Raw genomic sequence first — 26,506 nt, forward strand, 5'->3', positions numbered from 1 at the left:
ACCGCCAGATCATGGTGCCGAACCCGGACGTCACCGGCCGCGAGCGCATCCTGCGCGTCCACGTCCGCAAGGTGCCGCTGGCGCCGGACGTCGACCTCAAGGTCATCGCGCGGGGCACTCCCGGCTTCTCGGGCGCGGATCTCATGAACCTCGTCAACGAATCGGCCCTGCTCGCCGCGCGCCGCGGAAAGCGCATCGTGACGATGCACGAGTTCGAGGACGCCAAGGACAAGGTGATGATGGGTGCCGAGCGGCGCACCCTGGTCATGACCGAGGACGAGAAGCGGTTGACCGCCTACCATGAGGGCGGCCACGCCATCGTCGCCTTCAACGTGCCGGCGACCGATCCCGTCCATAAGGCGACGATCATCCCGCGCGGCCGGGCGCTCGGCATGGTCATGCAACTCCCTGAGCGCGACAAGCTCTCGATGTCCTACGAGCAGATGACCTCGCGGCTCGCGATCATGATGGGCGGCCGCATCGCCGAGGAGATGACCTTCGGCCCCGACAAGGTCACGTCGGGCGCCCAGTCCGACATCGAGCAGGCGACGCGGCTCGCCAAGATGATGGTGACCCGCTGGGGCTTCTCGCCCGAGCTCGGCACCGTTGCCTACGGCGAGAACAACGACGAGGTGTTCCTCGGCATGTCGATGGGCCGCCAGCAGACGGTGTCCGAATCGACGGCGCAGAAGATCGACGCGGAGGTCCGCCGCCTCGTCGAGACCGGGCTCGAAGAGGCGCGCCGCATCCTCGCCGAGCGCAAGGACGACCTCGAAGCCCTGGCGCAGGGCCTGCTCGAATACGAGACCCTGTCCGGCGACGAGATCAAGAACCTGCTCAAGGGCCGCCCGCCGGTCCGCGACGGCGGCGACGTGCCGCCCGCGCCGGCCCGCGGCTCCTCGGTCCCCTCGGCTGGCCGCGGCCGCCCGAAGGAGAGCGACGGCGGTTTGGAGCCGCAGCCGCAGGGGTGAAGCTTCAGATCATCGAACGACGAAAAGGGCGCCGCTTCGGCGCCCTTTTCTTTGGCGCACTTCCTACGTGGAAGGTATCTGGGCTCGACGGGATGCACGCGCGTCTTCCCTCCCTCTCTGCGGGGGAGGGTGGCCCTCGGCTCACGCGAGGGTCGGGAGAGGGGAGCGCCGCATCCGGAAGCGTCGCCCCCCTCTCCCGACTTAGCTCGCGGGCCACCCTCTCCCGCAACGGGGAGAGGGAGAGCGACGCGCCTTTCGAAGCAACCGCCGGATTGCCTCGGTAACGCGGTGCATGTGGCCTATCGCGTCTGACGACGACACCGGCGATTCACTGTGACGGGAACCGATCTGCGGCCGGTCTGCGATCGATGATAGCGTGTCGGCCGCATCGCGCTCCCGATCGAACGGAGAGACTCGTGAGAAAATATTTCGGGACCGACGGCATCCGCGGCCGCGCCAACGGCGTGATCACGCCGGAGCTGGCGCTGAAGGTCGGCCAAGCGGCGGGCCTCGTGTTCCAGCGCGGCGAGCACCGCCACCGCGTCGTCATCGGCAAGGACACCCGGCTCTCGGGCTACATGATCGAGACCGCGCTCATCGCCGGCTTCACGTCGGTCGGCATGGACGTGCTGCAGCTCGGGCCGATGCCGACGCCGGCGGTGGCGATGCTCACCCGCTCCATGCGCGCCGACATCGGCGTGATGATCTCGGCCTCGCACAACCCCTACGAGGACAACGGCATCAAGCTGTTCGGGCCGGACGGGTTCAAGCTCAACGACGCCATCGAGCACGAGATCGAGGCGCTGATCGACGGCGAACTGCACACCAAGCTCTCGGCTTCCTCGGCGCTCGGCCGGGCCAAGCGCATCGAGAGCGTGCATGCCCGCTACATCGAGTTCGCCAAGCGCACGCTGCCGCGCAACGTGACGCTCGACGGCCTGCGCGTAGTGGTCGACTGCGCCAACGGTGCGGCCTACCGCGTCGCCCCCGAGACCCTTTGGGAACTCGGGGCCGAGGTGATCGCCATCGGCGTGGAGCCGGACGGCTTCAACATCAACCGCGACGTCGGCTCCACCGCCCCGGGCGCGCTGGTAGCCAAGGTGCGCGAACGGCGCGCCGACATCGGCATCGCGCTCGACGGCGACGCCGACCGGGTGCTGATCGTCGACGAGAAGGGGCAGGTGGTCGACGGCGACCAGCTCATGGCGGTCGTCGCGCGCTCGTGGAAGGAGGACGACCGCCTGACGCAGGCCGGCATCGTCGCGACGATCATGTCGAATCTCGGCCTGGAGCGGTACCTCGCCGGCATCGGCCTCTCGCTCGCCCGCACCGCGGTCGGCGACCGCTACGTGCTCGAGCATATGCGCCAGCACGGGTACAACCTCGGCGGCGAGCAGTCCGGCCACATCATCATGTCCGACTACGCCACCACCGGCGACGGGCTGGTCGCCGCGCTCCAGGTGCTCAGCGTGGTCCAGCGCAGCGCGCGGGCCGTGAGCGAGGTCTGCCGCTGCTTCGAGCCGCTGCCGCAGGTCCTCAAGAACGTGCGCTACCGCTCCGGCGAGCCGTTGCGCCAGGAGACCGTCGTCACCGCGATCGCGCACGCCCGCGAGCGCCTCGGCAATGCCGGCCGCCTGGTGATCCGCCCGTCCGGCACCGAGCCGGTGATCCGGGTGATGGCCGAGGGCGACGACCGCGGCCTCGTCAACGCGGTCGTCGACGAGGTCGTCGACGCGGTGACCCGCGCCGCGGCCTGACGGGAGCCGCCCTCACGCCGGATCGTAGGCCGAGACCAGCCCGGCCGGCGCCGTCGCGCGCCATGCCGTGAGCAGGGCGTCGCGAAGGCTGGCCTCGTCGCAAGGGTCGAGGTCGAGGCTGGTCCAGCCGCGGCGGCCCCAGGCGCCGGGCAGGGCCGAGAACAGGTCCGGCCCGGCCTCGACCAGCCGCCGCTGATCCGAGGGCGGCAGCCGCAGCACGGTGCGGGCCTCCTCGACCCAGAGCGTCGCGAAGATGCGCCCGCCGACGCGGAAGTCCGGGTTGCCCTTGTGGACGCCCGCCACCGCCTCCGGGAGCATCAGCGCGAGCGCCCGCACGTCCTCCGGCAGCATCGTCAGGCCTGGCCGGCGGGGGCGGCCCGCGGGGCTGTCCGCACCGCGGCCGGAGGGCGCGGCCCGGACGCGGTGCGGACAGGGGCGACGGGCGGGTGCGTCATGGAGGCTCCGGCGGGTTTTTACGGATCGCAGGCGTCGCTCCAGCAACGCGGGCCGGGGCCGATCGTGTCCTTGCCGCCGCACGCCTGCTTTAGAGCGTTTCCTATGATCTTCGGATCACGGAAAACGCTTTAACTCCTTGTATGGTCGCATTTTCTTCATGCGAGCCGGCATCCACCTCGCTGGAAAATGCTCTAGCATCGCGGATGCCGCGAGAAGACCGTAACGCTAAGATTTAACGTTAAGCCTGATTTAAGACCTTCCGGCCATCCTCCGAAGCGTCAACACAGCCGGCACCGCAAGCTTCCGGCACATCAAGGCGTGAAGGAATTCTTATGGCCCGCTCCAAGCTCGTCGCCTTGGCGCGCACCCTGACGCTCGCAGCGAGCGTCGGCGCGCCCTCTCTCGCCGCAGCTGCCGACCTGCTGCCGCCCCCGCCGCCGCCGCCGATGGCCCACCCCATCGAGGTCGGCGGCGGCTGGTACCTGCGCGGCGACGTCGGCGCCAGCATCTACGACAAGACGAGCTACAGCCCCGCCTACGACTACACCGGCTATCACGAATCCAACTACGCCTACGGCAACGGCCTCGGCAGCGGCGGCTTTGCCGGCGTCGGCGTCGGCTACCAGTTCACCCCGTTCCTGCGCGGCGACGTGACCGGCGAGTACCGCTACGCCACCGGCCTGCGCGGCAGCGAGTACTACAAGGGCCCCGACTACGACGACGGGCTCGGCTCCTACGGCAACAACAAATCCAGCGGCCACTTCGACTCGGCCGTGGTGCTCGCCAACGCCTACTTCGATCTCGGCACGTGGTACGGCATCACGCCGTTCATCGGCGGCGGCGCCGGCGTGGCCTTCAACCACGTCTCGGGCTACGGTACCAACTCGACCTTCACCAGCCCGAGCTACGCCTACGATTACGGCCACCCGAGCTACGCCGAGGGCGACGACTGCCACTGCCAGCCGAGCTACAACTACGCGCCGGTCTACGACGCCCACGGCAACCCGGTCTACCAGTCCCAGTCGTATTCGAAGACCTATAAGGCCAACACCGGCGCCAGCTTCGCCTGGGCGCTGCACGCCGGCCTCGCCTACAACGTCACCGACGCGTTCAAGGTCGAGCTCGCCTACCGCTACCTCAACCTCGGCAGCGTGAAGACCGGCACCGGCAGCGAATCGTGCTGCGGCACGGTGATGCCAGCGGTCAAGGTCAAGGACATCGAGGCGCACGACATCAAGATCGGCCTTCGCTACATGATGGGCGGCTACGTCGCCGCGCCACTACCGCCGCTGATGCCCGACTACCAGCCGGCCCCCGGCCCGATCGTGCGCAAGTACTGATCCACACTTCGCTTCAAGACGAAGAAACGGCGCGGATCGCATCCGCGCCGTTTCGTCGTTTCAAACGAACATCGATCGAGGGGCACGGTTAAGCCGTTCAAAAGATTTGTGGTTTACGGTTCTGAACGGCGCACCCGCCGAGGTGCGGCCACCGCCATCGCGTCAGGACGGTCACCATGGTCGCGTTCAAACCCCGCCTCACGGCCGCCGCGCTGCTCCTCCTCGGCGCCGGCGGGGCCCGTGCCGCCGACCTGCTGCCGCCGCCGCCGCCCGAGCCGGCGCCCGTCGCGGTGGGCTCGGGATGGTACCTGCGCGCCGACCTCACCGAGGCGGCCTACGGCCGTCCGGCCGACGACACCCGCCCCGACGCGAACGACCCCGGCCTGCCGCCCCTCGTCGGGCTGCGCCTCGGCGACGCGGTCGGCTACGGCGGCGGCGTCGGCTACCGGGTCACCCCATGGCTGCGCCTCGACGCGACGATCGACCAGCGCGAGCCCGGCCGCTACCGCGCCCTCTCCTCCCGCTCGAACTTCGCCGCCGGCTACAACGTCGAGGCGGCGCAGGTCTCCGCGCTCACCGGCCTCGTCAACGTCTACGCCGACCTCGGCACGTGGTGGGGGCTGACGCCCTATGTCGGCGGCGGCGTCGGGTTCGCCGACGTGGGGCTCGCCCGCGCCCACACCCGGACCACCTGCCTCGTCGAGGCGTGCGACGGCGCCGACGGCATCGGCGCGCGCACCGCCGTGCGGCGCCCGAACCGCTCGCTCGCCTCGCTCGCCTGGGCGCTCACCGCCGGCGCGTCCTACGCGCTGGGCGGCGGCTTCAGCCTGGATGCGGCCTACCGCTACGTCGACCTCGGCAACGCCAAGAGCGAGCTCGACGCCTACAACGCCGGCACCCGCCTGAAGGATCTCACCGCCAACGAGTTCCGCCTCGGCCTGCGCTACGACCTCGGCGACCGGTTCGGCAGCCTGCCGAGCCTCGTCGGCGTCGGCGGCAGCGCCTACGGGAACTGACGCGCTCCCGCGCGCGATCTCCGCGCCCGGCCGACGGCCAACCTGCCGGAAGGATTCGGCCGCTCACGCCGCCGCATTGGCACAGCAGCGCGGAGCCCTGAGAAACCCGCCATTAAGGTTACCCGCCTACAACAGAATGATGAGTTTCGTAGAGCGGCGGCGACGCCGCGCCGAGGACGACCGCGATGCGTAAGCTTCCCTTCGCACTTCTTGCAGCCCTGAGCATCGTCGGCTCGTCCTCGGCCTCCGCGGCCGACCTCGACTATGATGTCCTTCGGGGAACGGATTACGAGCCGCCGGTGGCGGTCGTCGCGGTTGACTGGAGCGGGATTTATCTCGGCGGGCATGGGGGGTACAGCTCGGCGGCGCTCGGGTTCAACAACGTCTTCCAGCCCATCGTGACGACCGCGCTTCGTGAAACCTACTTCGAGTCCTCGATGAACGCCTCGGGTCTTCTCATCACCCGGCCGCAACGCGTCGAAGGGCCGAGCTATGGCGTGTATGCCGGATGGAACTATCAACTCGACGAGACCGTCCTCGGCGTCGAGGTCGACTACACGCGTTTCGCGACGATCGGATCGAGCGAGAACAACATATCGCGGTTCAACGTCAGCACCGATGGACTCTTTCATAGCATCAGCCTCAAGGGGTTATCCTCGACCAAGATCGAGGATTACGGGACCATCCGCGCGCGCGGGGGCTATGCCATGGGCAATTTCCTGCCCTTCGTGACGGGTGGCTTGGCGATCGGTCGTGCCCAGATCTCCGATACGGTCGATATCCGGACGTACGAATACGACCAAGCGGCTTACCGGGCCAACGCTGCCCTCACCGATCCGAGCCAAGCCGTGGCCGTACAGCATAACGGATACACCAACTTCAATCCCAAATATCCCGACCCGAGCAGCCCTCCCGCTGATCCCAAGGAAGCCAAGTCGACCCTCGCCGCGCCGGTGCGATACGGGAACGCGAAGACCAAGACGGTCGGTGGCATCGCCCTCGGTGCCGGCATCGAATACGCGATCACACCGAGCATCCTTCTACGGGCCGAGTATCAATACGTGCTCTTCAACGACTTCGACGGGCACAAGGCCAACGTCAACACCGTCCGCGGCGGCGCGGCCGTCAAGTTCTGATCGGCCGAACCCGTCCGTTCCCCGCCCTCGCGCCGGAAGCCCGCCATGCCCGCACCGATGCCGACCCTCATCGCGGCGCTCGCCGGCCTCTCCGCGATGCTCGTCCTCGCAGGGCCCGCCGCGGCCGACGCCCCGGGGCCGGACGACGCCCCGCCGCGCTTCGCGCCGCGCTCCCTCCGGCCGCCGCAGGCGGCCGGCCGCGACATCCGCGGGCCCGATCATCACGCCCCGCCCGGCTACGGGCGGGACATCGTGCGCGCCTACCTGCCGCGCAACGACAACGTGCCGATCTACAACGAGCCGCCGGCGCGCTGAGGCGCTCCGTCACGGCTGGCGGGATGCGCCGGCGGCCTCCCTCTCCCGTGCGGGCTTGCGAATTCACACATCCCGGCGTTCGGCGTGTCGGTGGCCGCGCATCCCCTCGCCCCGCCTGCGGGGAGCTGCACGACGGGGTGCAGCCGGGCCTCTCCCCGCAAGCGGGGAGAGGGGAAGCGCGCCTCACCCTGAGCCGCTCCGGCCGCCGGCAGCCCTCGCTCATTCCGCGGCCCGCCCGATCCGCTATAGGGAGGCATCGCGATCCGGCGGCCCGCCGCCGGCGAGGGGGGAAGGCGATGAAGGTCCGGGGGCAGGCGGCGATCGTGACGGGCGGGGCCTCGGGCCTCGGGGCGGCGACGGGCCGCGCGCTGGCGGCCGCCGGGGCGCGGGTGGCGCTGCTCGACCTCGACGGCGCGGCGGCGGACGCCGCGGCGGCGGCGATCGGCGGGCTCGGGCTCGCCTGCGACGTGGCGGATGCCGAGAGCGCGGAAGCGGCCGTGGCGCGCGCCGCCGCCGCGCACGGCCCCGCGCGCATCCTGGTCAACTGCGCCGGGATCGCGCCGGCGGCGCGCATCGTCGGGCGCGACGGGCCGGCGTCGCTGGCCGCCTTCGCGCGGGTGATCCAGGTCAACCTGATCGGCTCGTTCAACCTGATGCGGCTGGTGGCCAGCGCCGCCGCCGGCCTCGATCCGCTGGAGGAGGGCGAGCGCGGCGTGATCGTCTCGACCGCCTCGATCGCCGCCTACGAGGGCCAGGTCGGCCAGGCCGCCTACGCTGCCTCGAAGGCCGGCATCGTCGGGCTGACGCTGCCGGCCGCGCGCGAGTTCGCCGCCCTCGGCATCCGCGTCTGCGCCATCGCGCCCGGCCTGTTCGCGACGCCGATGCTGCGCGGCCTGCCCGAGGCGGTGCAGGAGGGCCTCGGCGCCGCGGTGCCGTTCCCCGCCCGCCTCGGCCGGCCGGAGGAATTCGCCGACCTCGTGATGGCCATCGTCGGAAATCCGATGCTCAACGGCGAGACCATCCGCCTCGACGGTGCGTTGCGCATGCAGGCGCGGTAGCCGGCATCGCGCACGAATCCTGCCTCACGCGGCACGCCGGCCCGGCGTGAACGGTCCCGAGATGTCACGGAACTTCGACTGGAAATCCGCCTATCCCTCGATCCGCATGCCGATGTTTGGCCGCAACGTGGTCGCGACCTCGCACGCGCTCGCAGCCCAGGCCGGCCTGCGGATGCTGTGGCGGGGCGGCAACGCGGTCGATGCCGCGATCGCCACCGCCGCGGCCAAGACGCTGACCGAGCCGTGCAGCAACGGGCTCGGGTCGGATGCGTTCTGCATCCTCTGGGACGGCAAGGCGCTGCACGGCCTGAACGCCTCCGGCGGCGCGCCGGCGGCCTGGACGCCGGATTACTTCGCCCGGAAGTACGGGCAGGCCGCCCGCCCGCCGATGCGCGGCTGGGATTCCGTGACGGTGCCGGGCGCGGTCGGCGCCTGGGCGGCGCTCTCCGAGCGGTTCGGGAAACTGCCGTTTGCCGACCTGATGGAGCCGGCGATCGAGATCGCCGAGCGCGGCACCCTCGTGCCGATCGTGGTGCAGCGGAAATGGGCGGCGGCGGCGCAGGTCGCCGACCTCGTGCGCCAGCCGGGCTTCGCGGACTTCTTCCTCCCGCGCGGGCGGGCGCCGGAGGTCGGCGAACGGGTCGCGCTGAAGGCCGCGGCGCGGACCCTGCGCGCCATCGGCGCGACCGGGGGCCGCGCGTTCTACGAGGGCGAGATCGCCCAAGCGATGGCGCGGCACGCGGCCGCGAACGGCGGCGCGATGACGGTGGCCGACCTCTCCGCCTACCGTCCGGAATGGGTGACGCCGACGCGCAAGGACTATCGCGGCTACACGCTGCACGAGATCCCGCCGAACGGGCAGGGCATCGCCGCGCAGATCGCGCTCGGCATCCTCGAACACTTCGACCTTGCGAGCCTCCCCCCGGACGGCGCCGAAGCGCAGCACCTGCAGATCGAGGCGATGAAGCTCGCGTTCGCCGATACCTACCGCTACGTCGCCGACGGGTTCGCGATGACGCTCACCCCTGAGCAGATGCTCGACGACGGCTATCTCGGCCGGCGGGCCAGGCTGATCGACCCGCGCCGCGCGCAGGATTTCGGCGCCGGCAACCCGGTGCACGGCGGCACGATCTACCTCACGGCCGCCGACGAATCGGGGATGATGGTCAGCTTCATCCAGTCGAACTTCATGGGCTTCGGCTCCGGCGTGGTGGTGCCCGAATGGGGCGTATCGCTGCAGAACCGCGGCTACGGCTTCGTGCTCGATCCGGCGAGCCCGAACTGCGTCGCGCCGGGCAAGCGCCCGTTTCACACCATCATCCCCGGCTTCCTGACGCAGGACGGCGCGCCGGTGATGAGCTTCGGCGTGATGGGCGGCAACATGCAGCCGCAGGGGCACGTGCAGACGCTGGTGCGGATGATCGACCACGGCCAGAACCCGCAAGCCGCCTGCGACGCCCCGCGCTGGCGCTTCAACCAGGGCCTCGCGATCAACGCCGAGGCCGCGATGCCGGCCGACACGCTGGCGGCGCTGGTCGCCCTGGGCCACGCCGTCGAGGTGATCGACGACAGCTACCAGGATTTCGGCGCCGGCCAGTTCATCTGGCGGATGGGCGACCCCGCGGTCGAGGGCTACGTCGCGGCGAGCGATCCCCGCCGCGACGGGCAGGCCGCGGTGTGGTGATCGCAGGTCGGCGCGCGACCACCGCTCCGCGCGGCGACGCGGTATCTTCGCGGGATGCGGCCTGTCAGTCGGCGCAGGGCAGCGCGTCGGCGCCGTCGGCGATGAACCGCGCCGTCTCGCGCACGGATCGCGGCGTGCCTGGATCGCGGGCGACGCGGCCGGCCTCCACGCGCAGGCGATCGTTGCAGGCGCAGTGCGGCAGCCGGCCCGAGGCCCGGTCGGGGGTGCAGGCGTCGTGACGGGCGCAGGCGAGGTCGAGGGCGTCGATCGGCGGATGTCCCGGCCCGCGGTTACCCGGCCCGCAGAAATTGCCGTGGATCAGGAAGGCGCCGCGCCTGGCGTCGATCCGCGGGATTTCCTGCGCGAACGCGGCGACCGGCGGGAGGACGGTGACGGTGGCCGCCAGGGCACAGGCGAGGATGCGGGTCCGGAGCCGGACGAGGGTGGAAGCGTTCACGGTCGATCCTGTTCGGAGAGGCCCCTCCGCCGCCCAAGATGGGTCGCCCACGCCGATCGGCAACCGGTGGTTCGCGCGGGTGGGTGGCGATCCCCGAGGCGGGCGCGGCAAGGAGCAGGCGCGGCATAAGGCAGGCGCGGCATGGCGAGCCGACCGGCCGCCGGCAATGCCGAAGGCGACGGATGCCGTGACGGGACGAGGTTGGAGGGCTCCGCCGGCCTCGGCGGCCACGCCCTGGCGGGGTCAGGCGGGCCTAGCCCCTTGTCGAAGACCGCCGAGCCCCCCATTGAACAGCGCGGTCCGCCGCGCGATGACGAAACGGTGATCGCCCGGCCGCGAACTCCGATTGCGCGCAAGCGTTTCGCCCACACACCGATCAACCAGAGGTTCTCATGCGTTTTCGCCCACTCGTCTTCTCCGCGCCGCTCGCCCTGATCCTGGCGGGAACCGCCTTCGCGCAGTCCCCGGCCGTCGTGACCCCTGCCGTCCCGGGCACGGCCGAACCCGGCACGGCCGGCGCACCCGGCGTGCTCACGCGGCAGCCGGGCGCGGTCGGCAGCGAAGGCGCCGTGACGTACTCGCCGACCGGCCAGCCCGCCGACACCATCTCTAACGACTCGGCCGCGGCCGGCAACGCCAACCAGCCCTCGCGCGTGGCGCCCCAGGGCGGCGGCGGCGGCGGCAGCAGCAAGTAGAATCGGATCTCGTGAGGCCGGATCGCGATGCGCCCGACGCATCGCGATCCGGACGCCGCGCCGGGGCATCCGTCCGCTGTCCGCGTTGCGCACAGGATTAACCTTTTGTTAACGAGCCGATTGCCGTAGGGGCCCGGCCGTGAGAGCTTTCGTTAACGAGAGCTTAACGGGTTGGGCCACGGCGATGCGGTTGGCGATTTCGACGGTTCGGGCGGTGTCGGCCAAGGCCCTCCGCTCGCTCCTGGGCTCCCTTCACGGCGTCCCGCGCTTGCGCGGCGCCCTGGCCGGACCGGCGCTCGCCGCCGGCTTGGCGGCCTTCGCCGCGGCGCCGGCCGCCGCCCAGACCTTCGCTTCCCTGCCGAGCGTGCCGAGCAGCGCGGTGACCGCGGGCGCGGCCAAGCCGATCGCGGCGTGGGTGGTGTTCTGCCAGAGCTACGCCGCCGAATGCGCGCTCGACCGCGCCGAGCCCGCCCGCATCGTGCTGACGCCGGCGATCTGGACCCGGATCGTGGCCGTCAACCGCCGGGTCAACGCCTCGGTCACCGCCATCACCGACATGGACCATCTCGGCGTGCCCGACCGCTGGGACCTCGCCGAGGACGGCGCCGGCGACTGCGAGGACTTCCAGTTGCTCAAGCGCAGCCTGCTCGCCCAGGCCGGCCTGCCGCGCCGCGCCATGCGCATGACCGTCGTCATCGACGAGAAGGGCGAGGGCCACGCCGTCCTCACCCTGATCACCGACCACGGCGACCTCGTGCTCGACAACAAGACCAGCCAGATCCTGCCCTGGCACCGGACCGGCTACACCTTCATCAAGCGCGAGAGCCAGGACGCCGTCGCCTGGGTCTCGCTCGGCGGCGTCACATCGCCCGCAACCACCGCCAACCGATAAGGCGCGCCGTCCCGGATCGGGACGGCGCCGGCGCCGTGTCTTGACGAAACCTTCACCGCGTCGGCGCGAGGCTCACGGATCGGAGCCGCGCCCGCATGACGACCCGCCCCCCCGCATCGCTGCCGTTGCTCGCGGCCGTCGCCCTAGCAGTCGTCGTGACCGGTGCGCAGGCCGGCGAGGCGGGAGACCGATACGCCTCCTGGCACGGATGCCTCGACCGCCATTTCGGCTTGCGCGCCGCGATCGGCAGCCGCCTGACCGCCGCCGACGCGGCGCTCAGCGCCTGCCGGGACGCACAATCCGCCTACCTCGCGGCGCTCGCCGCCTCGCCCCTGCTCGATGCCGACGACGCGGCGCAGGCCCGCTCCGCCCTGGTCGCGCGGGCCAAGAACAGATTGCTTGGGCGCCGCGCCGCCTTGTGAAGCAAGGGCGGATGAACCCGAGGCGGATGAACCCAGGGAGACGGCGCGGGCCCGCCGTTTCGGCGGGGCCCGGTTCCGGGACGATCACGGTCCTGGAGGGGCGAAGCGCCGGAAACCTCTATCCGATGCGATCGGACGCGGCGCCGGCGATCCGTCCGACCGGCCCTCTCAGGCGGCTTCGGCCTTGCGGCTCTGGCTGCCCTTGACCGGGGCGGTGGCGGCCTTGCGCCCGCGGCGGGCCGGCGGCGCGGCCTCTTCCGCCGCCTCGGGCGCTTCGGGCGCTTCGGCGGGCGCGGCGCGGCCCGGCTGCCCGAGGCCGAGGCTCTTGGCGAGCGCCGACCGCTGGGCGGAATAGTTTGCCGAGGTGGTCGGATAGTCAGGGGGCAGGCCGTAACGGTCGCGGTAGCTGTGCGGATCGAGGCCGTGCTTGGTCAGGTGGCGCTTCAACGTCTTATAGGACTTGCCGTCGATGAAGCTGACCAGTCCGTCCGGGCGGATCGACTTGCGGATCTGGGCGGGCGTGGGCTTCTCGACGGATTCCGCCGCAGCCTGAACCGGACCGGTGCCGACGGTGTTCAGCGCCTCGTGAATGCTCGCGATCAGCGCCGGCAGTTCCGCGGTCGGAATGGAGTTGTTGGATACGTAGGCCGCGACGACGTCGACGGTCCGCTCGATATAGTTCATCTGCGCCGTCGGTGCAGTTTCAGACATACTCGCGATCCTTGCTCGGTTTCCTTGAAGAAGCTCCCCCGCGACCGAAGTTATGAGGCAACCCAAAGAAGGCAAGGATCTCGATCACGTCATCCATGCTCGAATGCGCCGCCGCCGCCGGTTTTGCGCGCCGAGCTTGATCGATCACGGCGCAACCGACCGGACGCCGGTGGAAATGCTTCGCAAACACCCCTGCGACGCCAACGGTTCTGCCGAATGCCGGATTTCGCTATGGCGCGAGACTGTTACGACGACTGAAACGGCCCGGAGACGGGCTCCACCCTGCGCGAATGCCGGGGCCGTCCGTTGCAAGCCTGCCGTTGCACAGTCGCTCCGCGGAGACCGCGGCGCGTCGTGCTGTGCTTCGTTGCGCGCAATCGTCGCGCCGGGGCCGCGCGAGCCCCGTGCCGTCACCGGACCTGCGCGGGCCAAGGAATCCTCCAGTCTTCGTGGCGACGCCCGGCCACGAAGACTTTTCCCGTGCGTGATCGCGAAACGCGCCGCTCCGACGAGCGCGGGCGCCCGGCGCGTAAGGCGCGGCCGCCGGCCCTGTGGCGGCCCGGCCACGCGGGGACGGCGGACGGGGAAAACCGGCGATCACGCTTTGACGCGCGGCCGGGATGGGTCTACAGCTTTGATCAGGGATCAAGCAAGAACCGTGCCTACGGCGTGGAAACGCTGCGGCCGGCCTGTTCACCGAAGAGGATCGGGGCGACGCGATGAGTCTGCTGCAACGGCTGGAAATGCGCCAGGGCCAGGCCCTGGTGATGACGCCGCAGCTCCTGCAAGCGATCAAGCTCCTCCAACTCTCCCATCTCGACCTCGCGGCCTACGTCGATGCCGAGCTGGAGCGCAATCCGCTCTTGGAGCGGGCCGAGGCCGATCCGTCCGAGGGTCCCGCGGCCGAAGGGGCGGAGGTCCGGCCCGAACCCTTCGACGCGGGCCGGACCTCGGACGGGGCCGAGACCTTGGACGGGGCCGAGACCTTCGATGGCGCAGAGGTGCCGTGGTCGGCCGCCGAGGTCGATCCGGGCCGCGGCGAGATCGACGGCGACTTCGACGCCCGCCTCGACAACGTCTTCCCCGACGACGTCCCGAGCCAGGCCCGCGAGGCCGCGTCGGGCGACATGCTCTCGCTGACGCCCGCGCCCTACGGCAACACCGGCGGCAGCTTCGATGCGGAGGCGCCGGACTTCGAGGCGACGCTCACCGTCGAGACGTCCCTGCGCGAGCATCTCGGCCGCCAGCTCGAGCTCGCCACCCGCGATCCGGCCGACCGGCTGATCGGCGGCTTCCTGATCGATGCGGTCGACGAGGCCGGGTACCTGCGCGAATCGATCGACGCGGTCGCCGAGCGCCTGGGGGCCGGCCTCGACCGCGTCGCGGGGGTGCTCGATCTGGTGCAGAGCTTCGACCCGCCCGGCATCGCCGCCCGCGACCTCGCCGAGTGCCTCGGCCTGCAACTGCGCGAGAAGGACCGGTTCGATCCGGCGATGCGGGCGCTGGTCTCGCGCCTCGACCTCGTGGCCAAGCGCGATTTTTCCGCGCTCCGGCGCCTATGCGGCGTCGACGACGACGACCTCGTCGAGATGCTCTCCGAGATCCGCCGCCTCGACCCGAAGCCCGGCCGGGCGTTCGGCGCCGGCGCCGTCGAGGTCCTGATCCCCGACGTGTTCGTGCGCGCCGCTCCCGACGGCTCGTGGCTGGTGGAGCTGAACGGCGAGGCGCTGCCGCGGGTGCTGGTCAACCAGAGCTACTACGCCCGCGTGGTGCGCGGCGCGAAGGCGGAGGGCGACAAGGCGTTCCTGTCGGAGGCGTTGCAGACCGCCAACTGGCTGACCCGCAGCCTGGAGCAGCGGGCGCGCACCATCCTCAAGGTCGCCACCGAGATCGTGCGCCAGCAGGACGGGTTCTTCGTCCACGGGGTCGCGCACCTGCGCCCGCTCAACCTCAAGACCGTGGCCGAGGCGATCGGCATGCACGAATCCACGGTCTCGCGGGTCACCTCGAACAAGGCGATCGGCACGAGCCGCGGCACGCTCGAGATGAAGTACTTCTTCACCGCGGCGATCCCCGGCGCGGCGGGCGCCGCCTCGCACTCCTCGGAGGCCGTGCGCCACCGCATCCGGCAGCTCGTCGACGGCGAGACCCCCGACGACGTGCTCTCCGACGACGCCCTGGTGCAGAGGCTCCGCGGCGAGGGCGTCGACATCGCCCGGCGCACGGTCGCCAAGTACCGGGAGAGCCTGCGCATCCCCTCCTCGATCGAGCGCCGCCGCGAGCGGTGCGCGCAGGGCGGGCTGCATCCAGGGGCGGTGATGGCGCGGTAGAGTGCTTCCCGACGAAGTGGACAGCGGTTCGTCGCAGGCAAGCACGTCAAAACAAGACCTGAGAGCCGTGCCCGATCCAACGGGATCGAGTACGGCTCCAGCGCCTCCGTTGACTTAACCCCGCGCCGGCTCCTTAACTCGCGGAACCAAAGACAGCCGACCGGAGGATACATGGGGTCATTGCGCGTCACGGGCCACGGCCTGGACCTCGGCGAAGCCTTGCGCGGCCGCGTCGACGAGCGGATGGCGGCGACCCTCGGAAAGTACCTCGACGGGCACATGAACGACAGCAGCACCGGCCACGTCACGCTCCGGCGCGACGGCAGCGCCTACCGCACCGACTGCGTGCTGCACCTCGTCTCCGGCCTGACGATCGAGGCCTCGGCCACCGCCCACGACCCCCGCGCGAGCTTCGAGCAGACCGCCGACCGGCTGGAGAAGCGCCTGCGCCGCTACAAGCACCGGCTCAAGGCGCACCCCACGGGCGCCGACGGCGCCGCGATCGAGGCGGCCTACGCGGTCTTCGCCGCCCCCGAGGACGACGGCGAGGCCGAGCCCGACGACGGGGCGACCCATCCGCCGATCGTCGCCGAGAGCACCAGGACCCTGAAGCGCCATTCGGTGAGCGAGGCGGTGACCGCGCTCGACCTCACCGGCGCCCCGGTGATCGTGTTCGTGCACGCTGGCACCGGCCGCATCAACGTCGTATACCGGCGCAGTGACGGCGCGATCGGCTGGGTCGATCCACCGGGCGCGCCGTCCTGAACCGGCGCCGGCGCAGGCCGGAACCGCCCGCCGGGCGGAGGATTGACGCGGGTGACGGACGTTTGGGCGCGCGCGTCGGGCCGACACCCGGCCGCCCCCTTTTCACGGGGCCCCCCGTCCCCGCGGATTCCGATCGGACGGGACAAGCGGTCCTTCGATGCCAGTGCTGGACTTCCTCGATCCGGATTCCGTGGTGCCCGCGCTCCGCGCCCGCGTTAAGAAGCAGGTGCTGCAGGACCTGAGCGCCCAGGCGGTGCGCCGCCTGCCGGCGCTCGATGCGCGCGAGGTCTACGAGACCCTGCTCCAGCGCGAGCGCCTCGGCTCCACCGGCATCGGCGACGGCGTCGCGATCCCGCACGGCAAGCTGCCGGGCCTCGACCGGCTGTTCGGCCTCGTCGCCCGCCTCGACCGGCCGGTGGAGTTCGACGCCCTCGACGGCCGCCCGGTGGACTTCGCCTTCCTGCTGCTCGCCCCCGAAGGTGCGGGCGCCGACCACCTCAAGGCCCTGGCCCAGGTCGCGCGCATCCTGCGTGAGCCCGGCATCCTCGACCGGATTCGCGCGGCCCGCGACGGGCTTGCGCTCTACGCCCTCCTCACCCACACCTCGGCGTCCCAGGCGGCATGATCGCTCCGCGACCCTGGCGCCGCGCCTTCGCGGCGATCGTCATCGGGCTGATGCCGGTGGCCGCCCGCGCCCAGCCGGGCGCGGCGGACGGCACCTGCGCCCGCGACCTCCTCGTCGCCCAGTCGATGCAGCGGCAGGCGCTCGAGCAGCTCGAGCAGGCCGACGGCGACGACGCCCAGACCTGCCGGGTCTGGCGCCGCCACGTCGACACCATGCGCCGGGTCGCCGGCGTCTACGGCCGCTGCCTCACGGGGCCCGAGCGCGTCGCCCGGCTCGGCCAGGTCCAGGATTCGGAGAAGGAATTCTCCGCCGCGATCAAGGGGCGCTGCCGCGGGACGTGAGGGGTTCGTCCGAGGCGGCTCCTGTCGCTCGGCTCGGCGGCTCGGCGCCGTCCTCGCCGCAGGTCCGCGACCGTTCGGGATCACCGCCCCCCGGCATCCGGGAAGGCAGGAATGGCGGCGGGCCTCAGCCCGTGGAGGCCGACTTGCGGATGGTCTCGACGGCGCGGTCGACGTCGAAGGCGGGGCTCAGCAGCGCGTCGAGGGTGAACGGCGATCGGCGCGGCAGGGTCAGGTTGACCTGCCCTTCGTCGTCGCGGAACGCGGGCGCCTCCGCCGCCTGGATCGCCAGGGTCCAGGCGCCGTCGATCCGCAGCGCCTCCGCCTCCGGCGGCGCGGCTTTGAGCGCGCCGAGCCTGTCCCGCGCCGCGTCGCGGCACGCGAGGCTCTTCCCGTCGTCGGAGATCAGGGCCGCCTTGATCAGCTCGGCCAGGGCGTCCCTGACCCGCTCCACGCTCGCGTTCATGCATTCCCCAACTCGATCCGCGTCCGCCGATCCGCGTCGCCGACCCCGTGGCAATCCGGGTGCCAGACCCGGATCAATACGGCGTGCCCTTCCGCCGCTGCGCCTTCAGCGCCTCGGCGTACCACGCCAGCTCATCGAGGAACCGTTCCGCGGCCTTGGCCAGCCGGTCCTCAGTGGGGGTGCCGGCCTCGTCCAGCGCCTCGCCGACCCGCGGCACCGGCAGCAGCGCGGGGATGCTCGGCATCCCGAGTTCGCCGAGCATCGCCCGGAGCTGCATCGCGGCGCGGACGCCGCCGAACGGCCCGGCCGCGTAGCAGCAGATCGCCGAGGGGCGCCAGAAATACTCTTCGAGGAAGTGGTCGAGGGTGTTCGATAGTGCCGGCGGGATCGCGTGGTTGTACTCGGCCGAGACCACGACGAAGGCGTCCGCGCGGGCGTAGAGCGTCGCGAGCCCCTCCAGCACCGGGGGCGCCTCGCCCTTCGGGTACTCCTTGTACATCCGGTCGAGCAGCGGGAGTTGGAGCACCATCGGATCGACCAGCGGCGCCTCGCAGCCGCGCGCCTCCAGTTGCGCGATCAGGAACCGGGCGACGCGCAGGCCCTGCCGGTCGGCGCGGACCGAGCCGAGGATCACGGGGCAGACGAGGGACATCGGCCGGTCTCCGGGCGCGCGGGGCATGGCAGGAAATAGGGCGCGGATCGCGGGCGGGCACGGCGCGCCTCAGCCGAACGCGGCACGATGGCAGGCGAACGCCTAAACATCATTGCGCGAAGTGGCCGCCGGTTCGCGCGAAAAAAATGATGCGGCACCAAAGAGATCGAAGCAGGCATTCGTGGGCGAGGCCACGAATGCCTGCTTAGTCCGGCCCGACCGGGCGCGGCAGCGGCAGGGTCGCGGGCGGACCGGAACCGCCGCGGGACGGCGCGGGTGGACCGGGCAGCCCCGGCGCGTTAGGCCGAGAACGCGAAGGCGTTGCGCCGGGCAGGTCGCGGCGGTGGTCGCGTCGAGATCGGTCCTCACGCCGATGCGGCTCCACATCTGCGCCACGGCCCGCGCGATCTCCTCGTCGTCGATTGCGAGCACTGTCCTCACGCGGGCCGGCATTCACCGCGCCGGAAGATGCTCCGCGTCCATCGTGCCAACCGTTCATCCACGAGAGCCGACGGGGAACCCGCATGAGTATGAAGACGACGTTCGTGGTCCAGACCTTCGTGGTGAAGCGCAAGCGCCTCGTCCCCGGCGACCGCGAGGTGGCGCCGACCGAGAGCGGTGCCCTTAAGAAGGCCGCGGCCATGGCCGGCCGGATGCCGGGCACCGCGGCGCTGAAGGTGGTGGCCGACGACGAGACCGGCGAACTGGAGAGCGCGACGATCCTGGGGCGCTTCGGCGAGGTGCCGGAGGATTTCGCGGAGAGCCTGCAGGGCGGGTGACGGCCGCCGGGGATCGCTGGGCCTCCCCGAGGGTGCCGGCGATCCGAGATCCTCAAGGCGTCCCCGCCGCAACCTGCGCCCTCGGGTTTCCGGACGCCGATCGACGCGGCCCGGTCCGCGCCCCGTAGGCCGCCCGGCATCGCGATCGTGTTCGCGCAAGGGATCGTCGGGCCTCCTGTCACGTTAGGAAGCGGGGGTCTGCACCTTGTCCTGCCGCCGGCCGCCGAAGGCGGCGCGATGCCGCGCGGCCTGTCGGGGTGGATCGCCGCTCGCGGGTCGAGCCGCGCCGACCCACGGAGGGGCGCGCGCAGGGCAAGCGCGACCGGACACGATCCCGATAAGCTTCGCCCCAGGGGCGGGGAACGAATCCGGAAGGCCCGTTCCCCGCCCCTGCATCCCGCCCCTGAATGGTGCGGAGCGCGCTTACTTCCCGCTCGGGGCCGCGCCGCTACCGGTCGTGCCGTTGCCGCTGCCGCTGCCGGCAGGCGCGCCGGGGGTGCTGGTCGAGGGCCCGCCGCTCGCGCCGGGCGGAGGCGAGCCGGCCGGGGCCATCGAACCGGCCGGAGCACTCATCCGGCTGCCGGCGGTGCCGGTGCCCGCGGGGCTGCCGGAATTGATCGTCCCGCCCGCGGTCGGCCCCGCGCCGGGGCTGCCGGTGGTACCGGTCTGGGCGAAGGCGGTGCCGCCGAGCGGCGCGATCAGGCAGGTGGCGAGGATGAGGGTTTTGACGGGCATCGGGCTTTCTCCGTGTTCGCGATGGCGGAGATCAACCCGCGCACCCGCCGTCTTGTTCAAACCTGCGTGCGCGCCGTCGCGGCACGCACCCTGCGAGCCGGTCGCGATCCGCGTCCGAGGCGGCATTGCCGGGTGGGACGGCGACCCGGTACGCTGGCCGCGAGGCGCGCCGGGCCGCCGAAGCGATGTCGAAGGACGAAGCAGGCCTTCGTGGGCCACCCCACGAAGGCCTGCTTCGATCGCTTTGGTGCCGCATCATTTTCTTCGCGCGAACCGGCGGCCACTTCGCGCAATGATGCTTAGAATGCCCGCCTCCCGCACCGAGACGCCCAGGGACATGCCGGACACGCAGGACATCCTGGACACGAAGCACATCCTCGAAACGCTCGTCGGCTTCGACACCACGAGCGCGCGCTCGAACCTGCCGCTGATCGACTGGGTCGAGGGTTTCGCCCGGCGGTACGGCGCCGGCGTCGAGCGGGTGGCCGACGGGACGGGCGAGAAGGCCGCGCTGTGGCTCACGGTCGGGCCGGCTGAGGTGCCGGGCTACGTGCTATCGGGCCACAGCGACGTGGTGCCGGTGGCGGGGCAGGCCTGGTCGCACGCGCCGTTCCGGCTGACGGAGGTCGACGGCCGGCTCTACGGCCGCGGCACCTCGGACATGAAGGGGTTCCTCGCGGTCTGCCTCGCGCTCCTGCCGGCGATGGCGGCGGCGCCGCTCGTGCGGCCCTTCCACATCGCGATCTCCTACGACGAGGAGATCGGGTGCCTCGGCGTGCGCCCGCTGATCGCGCGGATGCGGGCGATGGGCGTCCGGCCGCTGGGATGCTTCGTCGGCGAACCGACCGGCATGGCGGTCGTCACCGGGCACAAGGGCAAGCACGCCGCGCGCGTCACCTTCCGCGGCAGGGCCTGCCACTCGGCGCTGGCGCCGGCCGGCATCAACGCCGTCGAGTACGCCGCCCGCTTCATCGACCACGTCAGACTCTTAGCCGACGAACTGGCGCGGTCGGGCGCCCGCGATCCGCTCTACGACGTGCCCCACAGCACGGGCCTCTCCAGCATCGTCCACGGCGGTACGGCGCTGAACATCGTGCCGGACGTCTGCCACGTCGACTTCGAGTTCCGCGCCGTCGCGGCGGACGATGCCGGCGCGCTCGCCGCCCGGGTCATCGCCTTCGCCACCGACACCCTGGCCGCCGAGATGGCGGGCAAGGATGCGGCGTGCGGCGTCACGGTCACGCCGCTGATCGACTATCCCGGCCTCGAGACCGAGCCGGATTCCGCCCTCGTGACGCTGGCCAAGCGGCTGGCCGGCCGCAACGGCCACGCCAAGGTCTCGTTCGGCACCGAGGCCGGGCTGTTCCAGGCTCTCGGCGGCGTGCCATGCGTGGTGATCGGCCCCGGCGCGATCGCCCGCGCGCACAAGGCCGACGAGTACGTCGAGGCCGCCGAACTCGCGGCCTGCGCCGCCTTCGTGCGCCGGCTGATCGGCGAGAGCTGCGCGGCCTGAGCGATCGTGTGAGGAGGACCGCACCGTGACCCTGTGGCGCCTGCCCGCGACCGAGATCGCGCGGATGGTCCGAACCCGCGCCGTCTCCGCCCGCGAGGTCGCGCAGGACGCGCTCGCCCGGCTCGATGCGGTCAACGGCCGGATCAGCGCGGTGGTCGAGCACCGGCCCGACGACGTGCTCGCCCAGGCCGCAGCGATCGACGCCGCGCTCGCGCAGGGCGAGAATCCGGGGCCGCTCGCCGGCGTGCCGGTGACGATCAAGATCAACGCCGACCAGGCGGGGTTCGCGACCACCAACGGCGTCACGCTCCAGCGCGACCTGATCGCGAAGGACGACAGCCCGGTGGTGGCAAACCTCCGCAGGGCCGGCGCGGTGCTGCTCGGGCGCACCAACGCGCCGGCCTTCTCGCTGCGCTGGTTCACCGACAACCGGCTGCACGGGCGCACGTCGAACCCGCGTGATCCGGCGCTCACGCCCGGCGGCTCGTCGGGCGGCGCGGCGGCCGCGGTCGCTTCCGGCATCGGCGCGCTCGCGCACGGCACCGACATCGCCGGCTCGGTGCGCTACCCGGCCTATGCCTGCGGCGTGCACGGCCTGCGCCCGAGCCTCGGCCGCGTCCCGGCCTGGAACGCCTCCTCGCCAGAGCGCGGCATCGGCCCGCAACTGATGGCGGTGTCCGGCCCGATCGCCCGCACCATCGCCGACCTCGGCCTCGGCCTGCACGCGATGGCGGCGGGCGATCCGCGCGACCCGTGGTGGGTGCCGGCGCCGCTCGCGGGGCCGGACGTACCGCGCCGGGCGGCCCTGTGCCTGCGCCCCGGCGGCCTCGCCATCGTCCCGGAGGTCGAGGCGGCGCTGCGCGACGCCGCGCGCCGGCTCGAAGCCGCCGGCTGGGCGGTGGCGGAGATCGCCGACACCCCGCCGATCCGCGAGGCGGCCGAGCTTCAGCTCCGGCTCTGGCTCGGCGACGGCTTCTCCGCGCTCGCCGGCGCCGCCGAGCGCGAGGGCGATCCGGGCGCGCTCGCGCTGATGCGCGCCTTCCGTCCCCGCGCCGAGGCGTTGGCCCCGGACGCGATTCCGGCGGCGCTCACCCGCCGCGCCACGCTGGTGCGCGCCTGGCAGATCTTCCTCGCCCACACGCCGGTGCTGCTGGTGCCGGTCTCAGCCACGCTGCCCTTCGCCGACGGGCGCGACCTTCAGGGCGACGCGGCGCTGGCCGCGGTGTGGGAGGCGCAACTCCTGCAAAGCGGCCTGCCGCTGATCGGCATGCCGGCGCTCACCGTCGCGACGGGCCTGTGCGGCACCGCGCCGGTCGGCGTGCAGGTGGTCGCCGCGCGCTTCCGCGAGGACCTCTGCCTCCTGGCCGGCGCGGCGATCGAGGCCGGCGGCGTGCCGCCCGCGCCGATCGACCCGGCCTGATCCGGCCCTATCCCGCCAGGCTAGACCGCGCGACCGGCGGGCGAAGCAGTTGACGGGAGCCGGCCGCACGAAGGCGCGCTGAGGCACCGGCCGCCCGGCGCGACGCCGCGTCCCTGCGCGAGCCCCGCCGACAGGTGGCCCGCGACGGGATCGTGCGCGTCGCGTCGGCGCCGAACTTGGGCGCCGAACTTGGGCACCGAGCTTGGGCACCGAACTTGCTCGCCTCGCACCCGTCGAAGCGTCTTCATCCTTCCCAGGGCAGACCCTTCGACAGGGGCCGGGCGGCCCGGTCTCAACAGCGCACGCCGCCCGGTCCCGCGCCCTCGAAGCCGGCGGAGACGATGCGTGAGCCCAGCGGCGGAGGGAGACGACCCGCAGGGCGCGCACGCGGCGCCGGCGATCGTCTCGGGCGCGCGCCGGCGGACGCACGAGGCCGTCCGCGACACCGCGCACCGCGCGGCGGAAGGCTTCCGCCGCCTCGGCATCGGCGCGGACGACGCGGTCGCGCTGGTGCTGCGCAACGATTTCGCGCCGTTCGAGGCCGCGCAGGGCGCTTCCCTCGCGGGCGCCTACGCGGTGCCGATCAACTGGCACATGGATGCGGACGGCGTCGGCGCCATCCTGCGCGACTGCGCGGCCAGGGCGCTCGTCGTCCATTCCGATCTGCTGCCGCGGATCGCCGCCGGCCTGCCGCCCGGTCTCGCGGTCCTCGTCGTCGAGACGCCGGAGGACCTGCGCGCCGCCTACCCCGAGACCGCAGCCGCGCCGCAGGCCGCCGGCTCGGCCGACTGGGATGAATGGGTGGCGCGCCATCCCCCGATCGCCGCGCCGGTGACGGCCCTGCGCCCGGCGGTGATCTACACCTCGGGCTCCACCGGCCGCCCCAAGGGCGTGCGCCGCGCGGTGTCCACCGACGGCACGCCCTCGGCCCGGGCGCGCGCGGTCTACGGCCTCGACGGCGAAGAGCCCGCCACGGTGCTGATCACCGGGCCGCTGTACCATTCCGTCCCGAACGCGAACGCGCGCGTCGCCTTTCAGGCCGGCGCGACCCTCGTGCTGCAACCGCGCTTCGATCCGGAACGGACCCTCGCCCTGATCGCGCACCACCGCGTCACCGCGCTCCACGCGGTGCCGGCGATGTTTTCGCGGCTGCTGCGGCTGCCGGACGCCGTGCGTGCCCGCTACGACCTCGCCTCGCTCCGCCATGTCGTCCACGGCGCCGCACCGTGCCCGCCGGCGGTCAAGGCGGCGATGATCGCGTGGTGGGGACCGATCGTCCACGAATACTACGGCGCGACCGAGACCGGCCTGCTCACGCTCAGTGATTCGGCCGAGGCGCTGGCCCGGCCCGGAACGGTCGGCCGGGCGCTGCCTGGGATTTCGCTCCACGTCCTCGACGACGACGGCTGCCCGCTGCCGCCCGGTACGCCCGGCCGGATCTATGCCGGCTCCGAGAGCCTGCACCGCTTCACCTATGTGGGCCGCGACGCCGAGCGCGCGGCGATCGCCCGCGACACCCTCGTCACCGCCGGCGACATCGGCGTCCTCGACGCGGACGGCTACCTCTACCTCCGCGGTCGCGCCCGCGACGTGATCGTCTCGAACGGCGCCACGCTCTACCCCGCCGACATCGAGGCCGCCGCGCTCACCGACCCCGCGGTGCAGGACTGCGCCGCCTTCGGCCTGCCCGACGCCGCGGGCGAGACGGTCTGCGCCTGCGTCGAGCCGGTGCCGGGCCGGACCCTCGACCCCGCGGCGCTCGCCGCCCGCATCCGGGCGGCGGTGCCGGCAGCAGGGCGGCTGCGGGTGGAGGTGATCGCGAACATGCCGCGGGAGGATTCGGGGAAGGTTTTCAAGGGGGTGCTGCGGGGGCGGTTCGGGGGGTAGCCGTTACCTGTGGGCAAAATTTACAATCCCAAAATTTACAATCCTAAGGGGAGCGCCGTATCCGGAATCGTCGCTCCCCTCTCTCCCGACTTCGCTCGCGGGCCACCCTCCGAAGGACGCGCGAGTGACGGGGCGCGCCGCCCCCCGAATCGATCAACCCGAAACCCTGTCACAACCCCCACGCCCCACCATCCGACCGCGGATCGTGCACCGCCTCGATCCGCCCGTTCCGCGGATGCCGCACCAGCATCCCGGCATGGCCGAGCGAGTCGCTGTACGCCCCGCCGAGTTCCTCGATCGCGTGGCCCATGCCGGCGAGCGCCCGGAGGCAGGCGGGGTCGAAGCGGTCCTCGACCTTCACGGTCAGCGATTCCGCGCCCCAGGTGCGGCCGTAGAGCAGGCGCGGCGCGTCGACGGCCTCGGCGGGGCTCATGCCGTAATCGGCGTAGCGGGAAAAGATCTGGGCCTGGAACTGCGGCTGGCCGTCGCCGCCCATCGCGCCGTAGGCCATCACCCGGCTGTCGTCGAAGCAGGCCAGCGCCGGGATCAGGGTGTGGAACGGGCGCCGGCCCGGCTCCAGCGGGTTCACGGCGTGTCTGTCGAGGGAGAACGCGGTGCCGCGGTTCTGCCAGTGGATGCCGGTCGCCGGCAGCACGCAGCCCGAGCCGTATTCCCAGTAGATCGACTGGATGTAGGAGACGGTCAGCCCGTCGTCGTCGATCGCTCCCATCCACACCGTGTCGCCCGCGTCGGGGTTCTTCAGCGGGAGGGTCGCCGCGCGCGCCATGTCCACCTGCGCCGCCTCGCGGCCGAGCCGCTCGGGGGTGAGGTAGGAGGCCGGGTCCGAGGTCAGGCGGTCATAGTCGGTCACCACCCGGTCGCGGATCGCGAAGGCGCGCTTCGTCGCCTCGATCAGCCCGTGGTAATGCGCGGTGGTCTCGGGCCGGCGGATGTCCAGCCGCTCGAGGATGCCGAGGATCAGCAGCGCCGCGAGCCCCTGCGTCGGCGGCGGGGCGTTGTAGAGCGTCGCGCCGCGCCGGCGGATCGAGAGCGCCTGCCGCTCCCGGGGCTGGTAGGCCTTGAGGTCGGCCCGCGTCACCGGCGCGCCGAGGCGCTCGAGATCCGCGGCGACCTCGCGGCCGATGTCGCCGCGGTAGAAGTCGTCGAGCCCGGCATGGGCCAACTGCTCCAGGGTCGCGGCCAGCGCCGGCAACGGGCGCGTCTCGCCCACCGGCCAGGGTTTGCCGTCCTTGAGGAAGGTCGCGGAAAAATTCGGGGCGTCGTGGAGGGTGTCGAGTTCCTTGGGGACGTAGCGCCCCTCCGAGGGCGAGACCGGGCAGCCCGCGCGGGCGTGGCGGATCGCGTCCGCCAGCAGGGTTTCGAGCGGCAGCCGGCCGCCGAGCGCCCTCGACAGTTCGAGCGCCAGCCGCCAGCCGCCGATGGCGCCGGCCACCGTCACGCACGCGTCGGGGCCGCGGGCGGGGATCGTCTCGAATTCTCGCTCGCGGTAGCGCGCGATGGTGGCGAGCGACCCTGCCGGGCCGCAGGCCTCGATGCCGCGCACGCGGCCCCCCCGCTCGCGCACCAGCCAGACGCCGTCGCCGCCGATGCCGTTCATGTGCGGGTAGACGACCGCGATGCAGGCGGCCATCGCCGTCATCGCCTCGATGGCGTTGCCGCCCTGCGCCAGCACGCCCTGCCCGGCCTGCGCCGCGAGGTGGTGCGGGGCGGCGCACGCGCCGTGGGAGAAGACGGGGGTCTCGGGCATGGATCTTCGCGCTCGCGGGGGCGGGTGGCACGAGGCTTACGGGACCTGAGCCGCCGCGCAAAGGCTTCGGGCTCGCGGGAGACCCGCCCGCATCGCCGCGCGCGTCTTCCCTCCCCTCCCCCCCTCTGCGGGCGAGGGTGGCCCCCGTGAGGGGGGTCGGGAGAGGGGCAGCGCGACGGTTGCGGATGCAGCGGGCGGCGCGACGTGTCCGGAGCCGGCGCTCCCCTCTCCCGACCCCTGCCGACGCAGGGGCCACCCTCCCGCGCAGAGGGGGGAGGGAGCGGCGCGCGGCGCGGACGCCCGTCACGGCGATCTGTT

General features: G+C 72.3%; 25 protein-coding genes and 1 pseudogene. 19 read left to right on the forward strand and 7 right to left on the reverse strand.

All coding sequences use genetic code 11. From position 1 onward, the window contains the following. Window positions 1-971 (forward strand): annotated as a pseudogene (locus ACFE86_RS06565) (cell division protein FtsH); the annotation flags it as partial. Between the two features lie 416 nt (window positions 972-1,387). Beyond that, complete coding sequence (glmM, locus tag ACFE86_RS06570; protein ID WP_375454523.1) at window positions 1,388-2,728, forward strand: phosphoglucosamine mutase; 1,341 nt, start codon at window positions 1,388-1,390, stop codon at window positions 2,726-2,728. Between the two features lie 12 nt (window positions 2,729-2,740). On the opposite strand, the gene ACFE86_RS06575 is transcribed toward glmM, so the two are convergent. Beyond that, a complete protein-coding gene (locus tag ACFE86_RS06575; protein ID WP_375454524.1) occupies window positions 2,741-3,079 on the reverse strand; it encodes an MmcQ/YjbR family DNA-binding protein in 339 nt (112 codons plus the stop codon). A 437-nt stretch (window positions 3,080-3,516) separates the two neighbouring features. Between ACFE86_RS06575 and ACFE86_RS06580 the strand changes: the two genes are divergently transcribed. The 6 genes from ACFE86_RS06580 to ACFE86_RS06605 all read left to right on the forward strand — a co-directional run bounded on the left by ACFE86_RS06580 (window position 3,517) and on the right by ACFE86_RS06605 (window position 9,733). After that, the gene (locus ACFE86_RS06580) at window positions 3,517-4,524 is read left to right on the forward strand and encodes an outer membrane protein (RefSeq protein WP_375454525.1); all 1,008 of its coding nucleotides are present in this window, start codon (window positions 3,517-3,519) and stop codon (window positions 4,522-4,524) included. A gap of 176 nt (window positions 4,525-4,700) precedes the next feature. Next, the gene (locus tag ACFE86_RS06585) at window positions 4,701-5,540 is read left to right on the forward strand and encodes an outer membrane protein (RefSeq protein ID WP_375454526.1); all 840 of its coding nucleotides are present in this window, start codon (window positions 4,701-4,703) and stop codon (window positions 5,538-5,540) included. A 185-nt stretch (window positions 5,541-5,725) separates the two neighbouring features. Continuing rightward, entirely contained in the window at window positions 5,726-6,676 is a 951-nt protein-coding gene (locus ACFE86_RS06590; protein WP_375454527.1) for an outer membrane protein, read from the forward strand. Between the two features lie 45 nt (window positions 6,677-6,721). After that, window positions 6,722-6,991, forward strand: coding sequence for a hypothetical protein (locus ACFE86_RS06595; RefSeq protein ID WP_375454528.1), 270 nt, complete (start codon window positions 6,722-6,724; stop codon window positions 6,989-6,991). Between the two features lie 296 nt (window positions 6,992-7,287). Next, a complete protein-coding gene (locus ACFE86_RS06600) occupies window positions 7,288-8,049 on the forward strand; it encodes an SDR family NAD(P)-dependent oxidoreductase (protein ID WP_375454529.1) in 762 nt (253 codons plus the stop codon). A 61-nt stretch (window positions 8,050-8,110) separates the two neighbouring features. Continuing rightward, window positions 8,111-9,733, forward strand: coding sequence for a gamma-glutamyltransferase family protein (locus ACFE86_RS06605; RefSeq protein ID WP_375454530.1), 1,623 nt, complete (start codon window positions 8,111-8,113; stop codon window positions 9,731-9,733). Window positions 9,734-9,797: 64 nt separating this feature from the next. On the opposite strand, the gene ACFE86_RS06610 is transcribed toward ACFE86_RS06605, so the two are convergent. After that, on the reverse strand, window positions 9,798-10,190 hold the full coding sequence (locus ACFE86_RS06610) for a hypothetical protein (RefSeq protein WP_375454531.1): 393 nt from the start codon (window positions 10,188-10,190) through the stop codon (window positions 9,798-9,800). A 392-nt stretch (window positions 10,191-10,582) separates the two neighbouring features. On the opposite strand from ACFE86_RS06610, the gene ACFE86_RS06615 reads away from it, so the two are divergent. The 3 genes from ACFE86_RS06615 (at window position 10,583) to ACFE86_RS06625 (ending at window position 12,199) form a co-directional block, all read left to right on the forward strand. Continuing rightward, entirely contained in the window at window positions 10,583-10,885 is a 303-nt protein-coding gene (locus tag ACFE86_RS06615; protein ID WP_375454532.1) for a hypothetical protein, read from the forward strand. A 184-nt stretch (window positions 10,886-11,069) separates the two neighbouring features. Further along, window positions 11,070-11,777, forward strand: coding sequence for a transglutaminase-like cysteine peptidase (locus ACFE86_RS06620; protein ID WP_375454533.1), 708 nt, complete (start codon window positions 11,070-11,072; stop codon window positions 11,775-11,777). A gap of 95 nt (window positions 11,778-11,872) precedes the next feature. Continuing rightward, a complete protein-coding gene (locus tag ACFE86_RS06625; RefSeq protein ID WP_375454534.1) occupies window positions 11,873-12,199 on the forward strand; it encodes a hypothetical protein in 327 nt (108 codons plus the stop codon). A gap of 168 nt (window positions 12,200-12,367) precedes the next feature. Here the strand turns inward: ACFE86_RS06625 and ACFE86_RS06630 are convergent, their stop codons facing one another. Next, window positions 12,368-12,910 carry a MucR family transcriptional regulator gene (locus ACFE86_RS06630; RefSeq protein WP_375454535.1) on the reverse strand — a complete coding sequence of 181 codons (543 nt, stop codon included), beginning with the start codon at window positions 12,908-12,910 and terminating at the stop codon, window positions 12,368-12,370. 719 nt (window positions 12,911-13,629) lie between these two features. On the opposite strand from ACFE86_RS06630, the gene rpoN reads away from it, so the two are divergent. From rpoN to ACFE86_RS06650, 4 genes are all read left to right on the forward strand, one after another. Next, window positions 13,630-15,240, forward strand: coding sequence for an RNA polymerase factor sigma-54 (rpoN, locus tag ACFE86_RS06635; RefSeq protein WP_375454536.1), 1,611 nt, complete (start codon window positions 13,630-13,632; stop codon window positions 15,238-15,240). A gap of 171 nt (window positions 15,241-15,411) precedes the next feature. Further along, entirely contained in the window at window positions 15,412-16,005 is a 594-nt protein-coding gene (gene hpf, locus ACFE86_RS06640) for a ribosome hibernation-promoting factor, HPF/YfiA family (protein WP_375454537.1), read from the forward strand. Between the two features lie 157 nt (window positions 16,006-16,162). Next, the gene (locus ACFE86_RS06645; protein WP_375454538.1) at window positions 16,163-16,630 is read left to right on the forward strand and encodes a PTS sugar transporter subunit IIA; all 468 of its coding nucleotides are present in this window, start codon (window positions 16,163-16,165) and stop codon (window positions 16,628-16,630) included. 50 nt (window positions 16,631-16,680) lie between these two features. After that, window positions 16,681-16,971 (forward strand): hypothetical protein, encoded by a 291-nt coding sequence (locus ACFE86_RS06650; protein WP_375454557.1) that lies wholly within the window; start codon window positions 16,681-16,683, stop codon window positions 16,969-16,971. Window positions 16,972-17,095: 124 nt separating this feature from the next. Here ACFE86_RS06650 and ACFE86_RS06655 read toward each other — a convergent pair whose 3' ends face one another. Together ACFE86_RS06655 and ACFE86_RS06660 are read right to left on the reverse strand one after the other, a co-directional pair. Further along, entirely contained in the window at window positions 17,096-17,434 is a 339-nt protein-coding gene (locus ACFE86_RS06655) for a hypothetical protein (RefSeq protein ID WP_375454539.1), read from the reverse strand. Between the two features lie 73 nt (window positions 17,435-17,507). Further along, a complete protein-coding gene (locus ACFE86_RS06660; protein ID WP_375454540.1) occupies window positions 17,508-18,086 on the reverse strand; it encodes an NADPH-dependent FMN reductase in 579 nt (192 codons plus the stop codon). Window positions 18,087-18,610: 524 nt separating this feature from the next. Between ACFE86_RS06660 and ACFE86_RS06665 the strand changes: the two genes are divergently transcribed. Next, complete coding sequence (locus tag ACFE86_RS06665; protein WP_375454541.1) at window positions 18,611-18,865, forward strand: hypothetical protein; 255 nt, start codon at window positions 18,611-18,613, stop codon at window positions 18,863-18,865. A gap of 423 nt (window positions 18,866-19,288) precedes the next feature. On the opposite strand, the gene ACFE86_RS06670 is transcribed toward ACFE86_RS06665, so the two are convergent. Continuing rightward, a complete protein-coding gene (locus ACFE86_RS06670; RefSeq protein WP_375454542.1) occupies window positions 19,289-19,600 on the reverse strand; it encodes a hypothetical protein in 312 nt (103 codons plus the stop codon). Between the two features lie 337 nt (window positions 19,601-19,937). Here ACFE86_RS06670 and argE point away from each other — a divergent pair, with 337 nt between their 5' ends. The 3 genes from argE (at window position 19,938) to ACFE86_RS06685 (ending at window position 24,420) form a co-directional block, all read left to right on the forward strand. Beyond that, a complete protein-coding gene (gene argE / locus ACFE86_RS06675) occupies window positions 19,938-21,113 on the forward strand; it encodes an acetylornithine deacetylase (RefSeq protein WP_375454558.1) in 1,176 nt (391 codons plus the stop codon). A 25-nt stretch (window positions 21,114-21,138) separates the two neighbouring features. Continuing rightward, window positions 21,139-22,533 (forward strand): amidase family protein, encoded by a 1,395-nt coding sequence (locus ACFE86_RS06680; protein ID WP_375454543.1) that lies wholly within the window; start codon window positions 21,139-21,141, stop codon window positions 22,531-22,533. Window positions 22,534-22,878: 345 nt separating this feature from the next. Then, on the forward strand, window positions 22,879-24,420 hold the full coding sequence (locus ACFE86_RS06685; RefSeq protein ID WP_375454544.1) for an AMP-binding protein: 1,542 nt from the start codon (window positions 22,879-22,881) through the stop codon (window positions 24,418-24,420). 169 nt (window positions 24,421-24,589) lie between these two features. On the opposite strand, the gene ACFE86_RS06690 is transcribed toward ACFE86_RS06685, so the two are convergent. Beyond that, on the reverse strand, window positions 24,590-26,188 hold the full coding sequence (locus ACFE86_RS06690; RefSeq protein WP_375454545.1) for a gamma-glutamyltransferase family protein: 1,599 nt from the start codon (window positions 26,186-26,188) through the stop codon (window positions 24,590-24,592). Window positions 26,189-26,506 lie beyond the last annotated feature (318 nt).

It is taken from the genome of uncultured Methylobacterium sp., from assembly GCF_964244095.1.
Lineage (GTDB): Bacteria > Pseudomonadota > Alphaproteobacteria > Rhizobiales > Beijerinckiaceae > Methylobacterium.

Excerpts from the sequence above, each read along its gene's own strand:
- ACFE86_RS06575 (WP_375454524.1), bottom strand. The coding sequence starts at position 3,079 with ATGCTGCCGGAGGACGTGCGGGCGCTCGCGCTGATGCTCCCGGAGGCG.
- ACFE86_RS06580 (WP_375454525.1), top strand. The coding sequence starts at position 3,517 with ATGGCCCGCTCCAAGCTCGTCGCCTTGGCGCGCACCCTGACGCTCGCA.
- ACFE86_RS06585 (WP_375454526.1), top strand. The coding sequence starts at position 4,701 with ATGGTCGCGTTCAAACCCCGCCTCACGGCCGCCGCGCTGCTCCTCCTC.
- ACFE86_RS06590 (WP_375454527.1), top strand. The coding sequence starts at position 5,726 with ATGCGTAAGCTTCCCTTCGCACTTCTTGCAGCCCTGAGCATCGTCGGC.
- ACFE86_RS06595 (WP_375454528.1), top strand. The coding sequence starts at position 6,722 with ATGCCCGCACCGATGCCGACCCTCATCGCGGCGCTCGCCGGCCTCTCC.
- ACFE86_RS06600 (WP_375454529.1), top strand. The coding sequence starts at position 7,288 with ATGAAGGTCCGGGGGCAGGCGGCGATCGTGACGGGCGGGGCCTCGGGC.
- ACFE86_RS06605 (WP_375454530.1), top strand. The coding sequence starts at position 8,111 with ATGTCACGGAACTTCGACTGGAAATCCGCCTATCCCTCGATCCGCATG.
- ACFE86_RS06615 (WP_375454532.1), top strand. The coding sequence starts at position 10,583 with ATGCGTTTTCGCCCACTCGTCTTCTCCGCGCCGCTCGCCCTGATCCTG.
- ACFE86_RS06620 (WP_375454533.1), top strand. The coding sequence starts at position 11,070 with ATGCGGTTGGCGATTTCGACGGTTCGGGCGGTGTCGGCCAAGGCCCTC.
- ACFE86_RS06625 (WP_375454534.1), top strand. The coding sequence starts at position 11,873 with ATGACGACCCGCCCCCCCGCATCGCTGCCGTTGCTCGCGGCCGTCGCC.
- ACFE86_RS06630 (WP_375454535.1), bottom strand. The coding sequence starts at position 12,910 with ATGTCTGAAACTGCACCGACGGCGCAGATGAACTATATCGAGCGGACC.
- rpoN (WP_375454536.1), top strand. The coding sequence starts at position 13,630 with ATGAGTCTGCTGCAACGGCTGGAAATGCGCCAGGGCCAGGCCCTGGTG.
- hpf (WP_375454537.1), top strand. The coding sequence starts at position 15,412 with ATGGGGTCATTGCGCGTCACGGGCCACGGCCTGGACCTCGGCGAAGCC.
- ACFE86_RS06645 (WP_375454538.1), top strand. The coding sequence starts at position 16,163 with ATGCCAGTGCTGGACTTCCTCGATCCGGATTCCGTGGTGCCCGCGCTC.
- ACFE86_RS06650 (WP_375454557.1), top strand. The coding sequence starts at position 16,681 with ATGCCGGTGGCCGCCCGCGCCCAGCCGGGCGCGGCGGACGGCACCTGC.
- ACFE86_RS06655 (WP_375454539.1), bottom strand. The coding sequence starts at position 17,434 with ATGAACGCGAGCGTGGAGCGGGTCAGGGACGCCCTGGCCGAGCTGATC.
- ACFE86_RS06660 (WP_375454540.1), bottom strand. The coding sequence starts at position 18,086 with ATGTCCCTCGTCTGCCCCGTGATCCTCGGCTCGGTCCGCGCCGACCGG.
- ACFE86_RS06665 (WP_375454541.1), top strand. The coding sequence starts at position 18,611 with ATGAGTATGAAGACGACGTTCGTGGTCCAGACCTTCGTGGTGAAGCGC.
- ACFE86_RS06670 (WP_375454542.1), bottom strand. The coding sequence starts at position 19,600 with ATGCCCGTCAAAACCCTCATCCTCGCCACCTGCCTGATCGCGCCGCTC.
- argE (WP_375454558.1), top strand. The coding sequence starts at position 19,938 with ATGCCGGACACGCAGGACATCCTGGACACGAAGCACATCCTCGAAACG.
- ACFE86_RS06690 (WP_375454545.1), bottom strand. The coding sequence starts at position 26,188 with ATGCCCGAGACCCCCGTCTTCTCCCACGGCGCGTGCGCCGCCCCGCAC.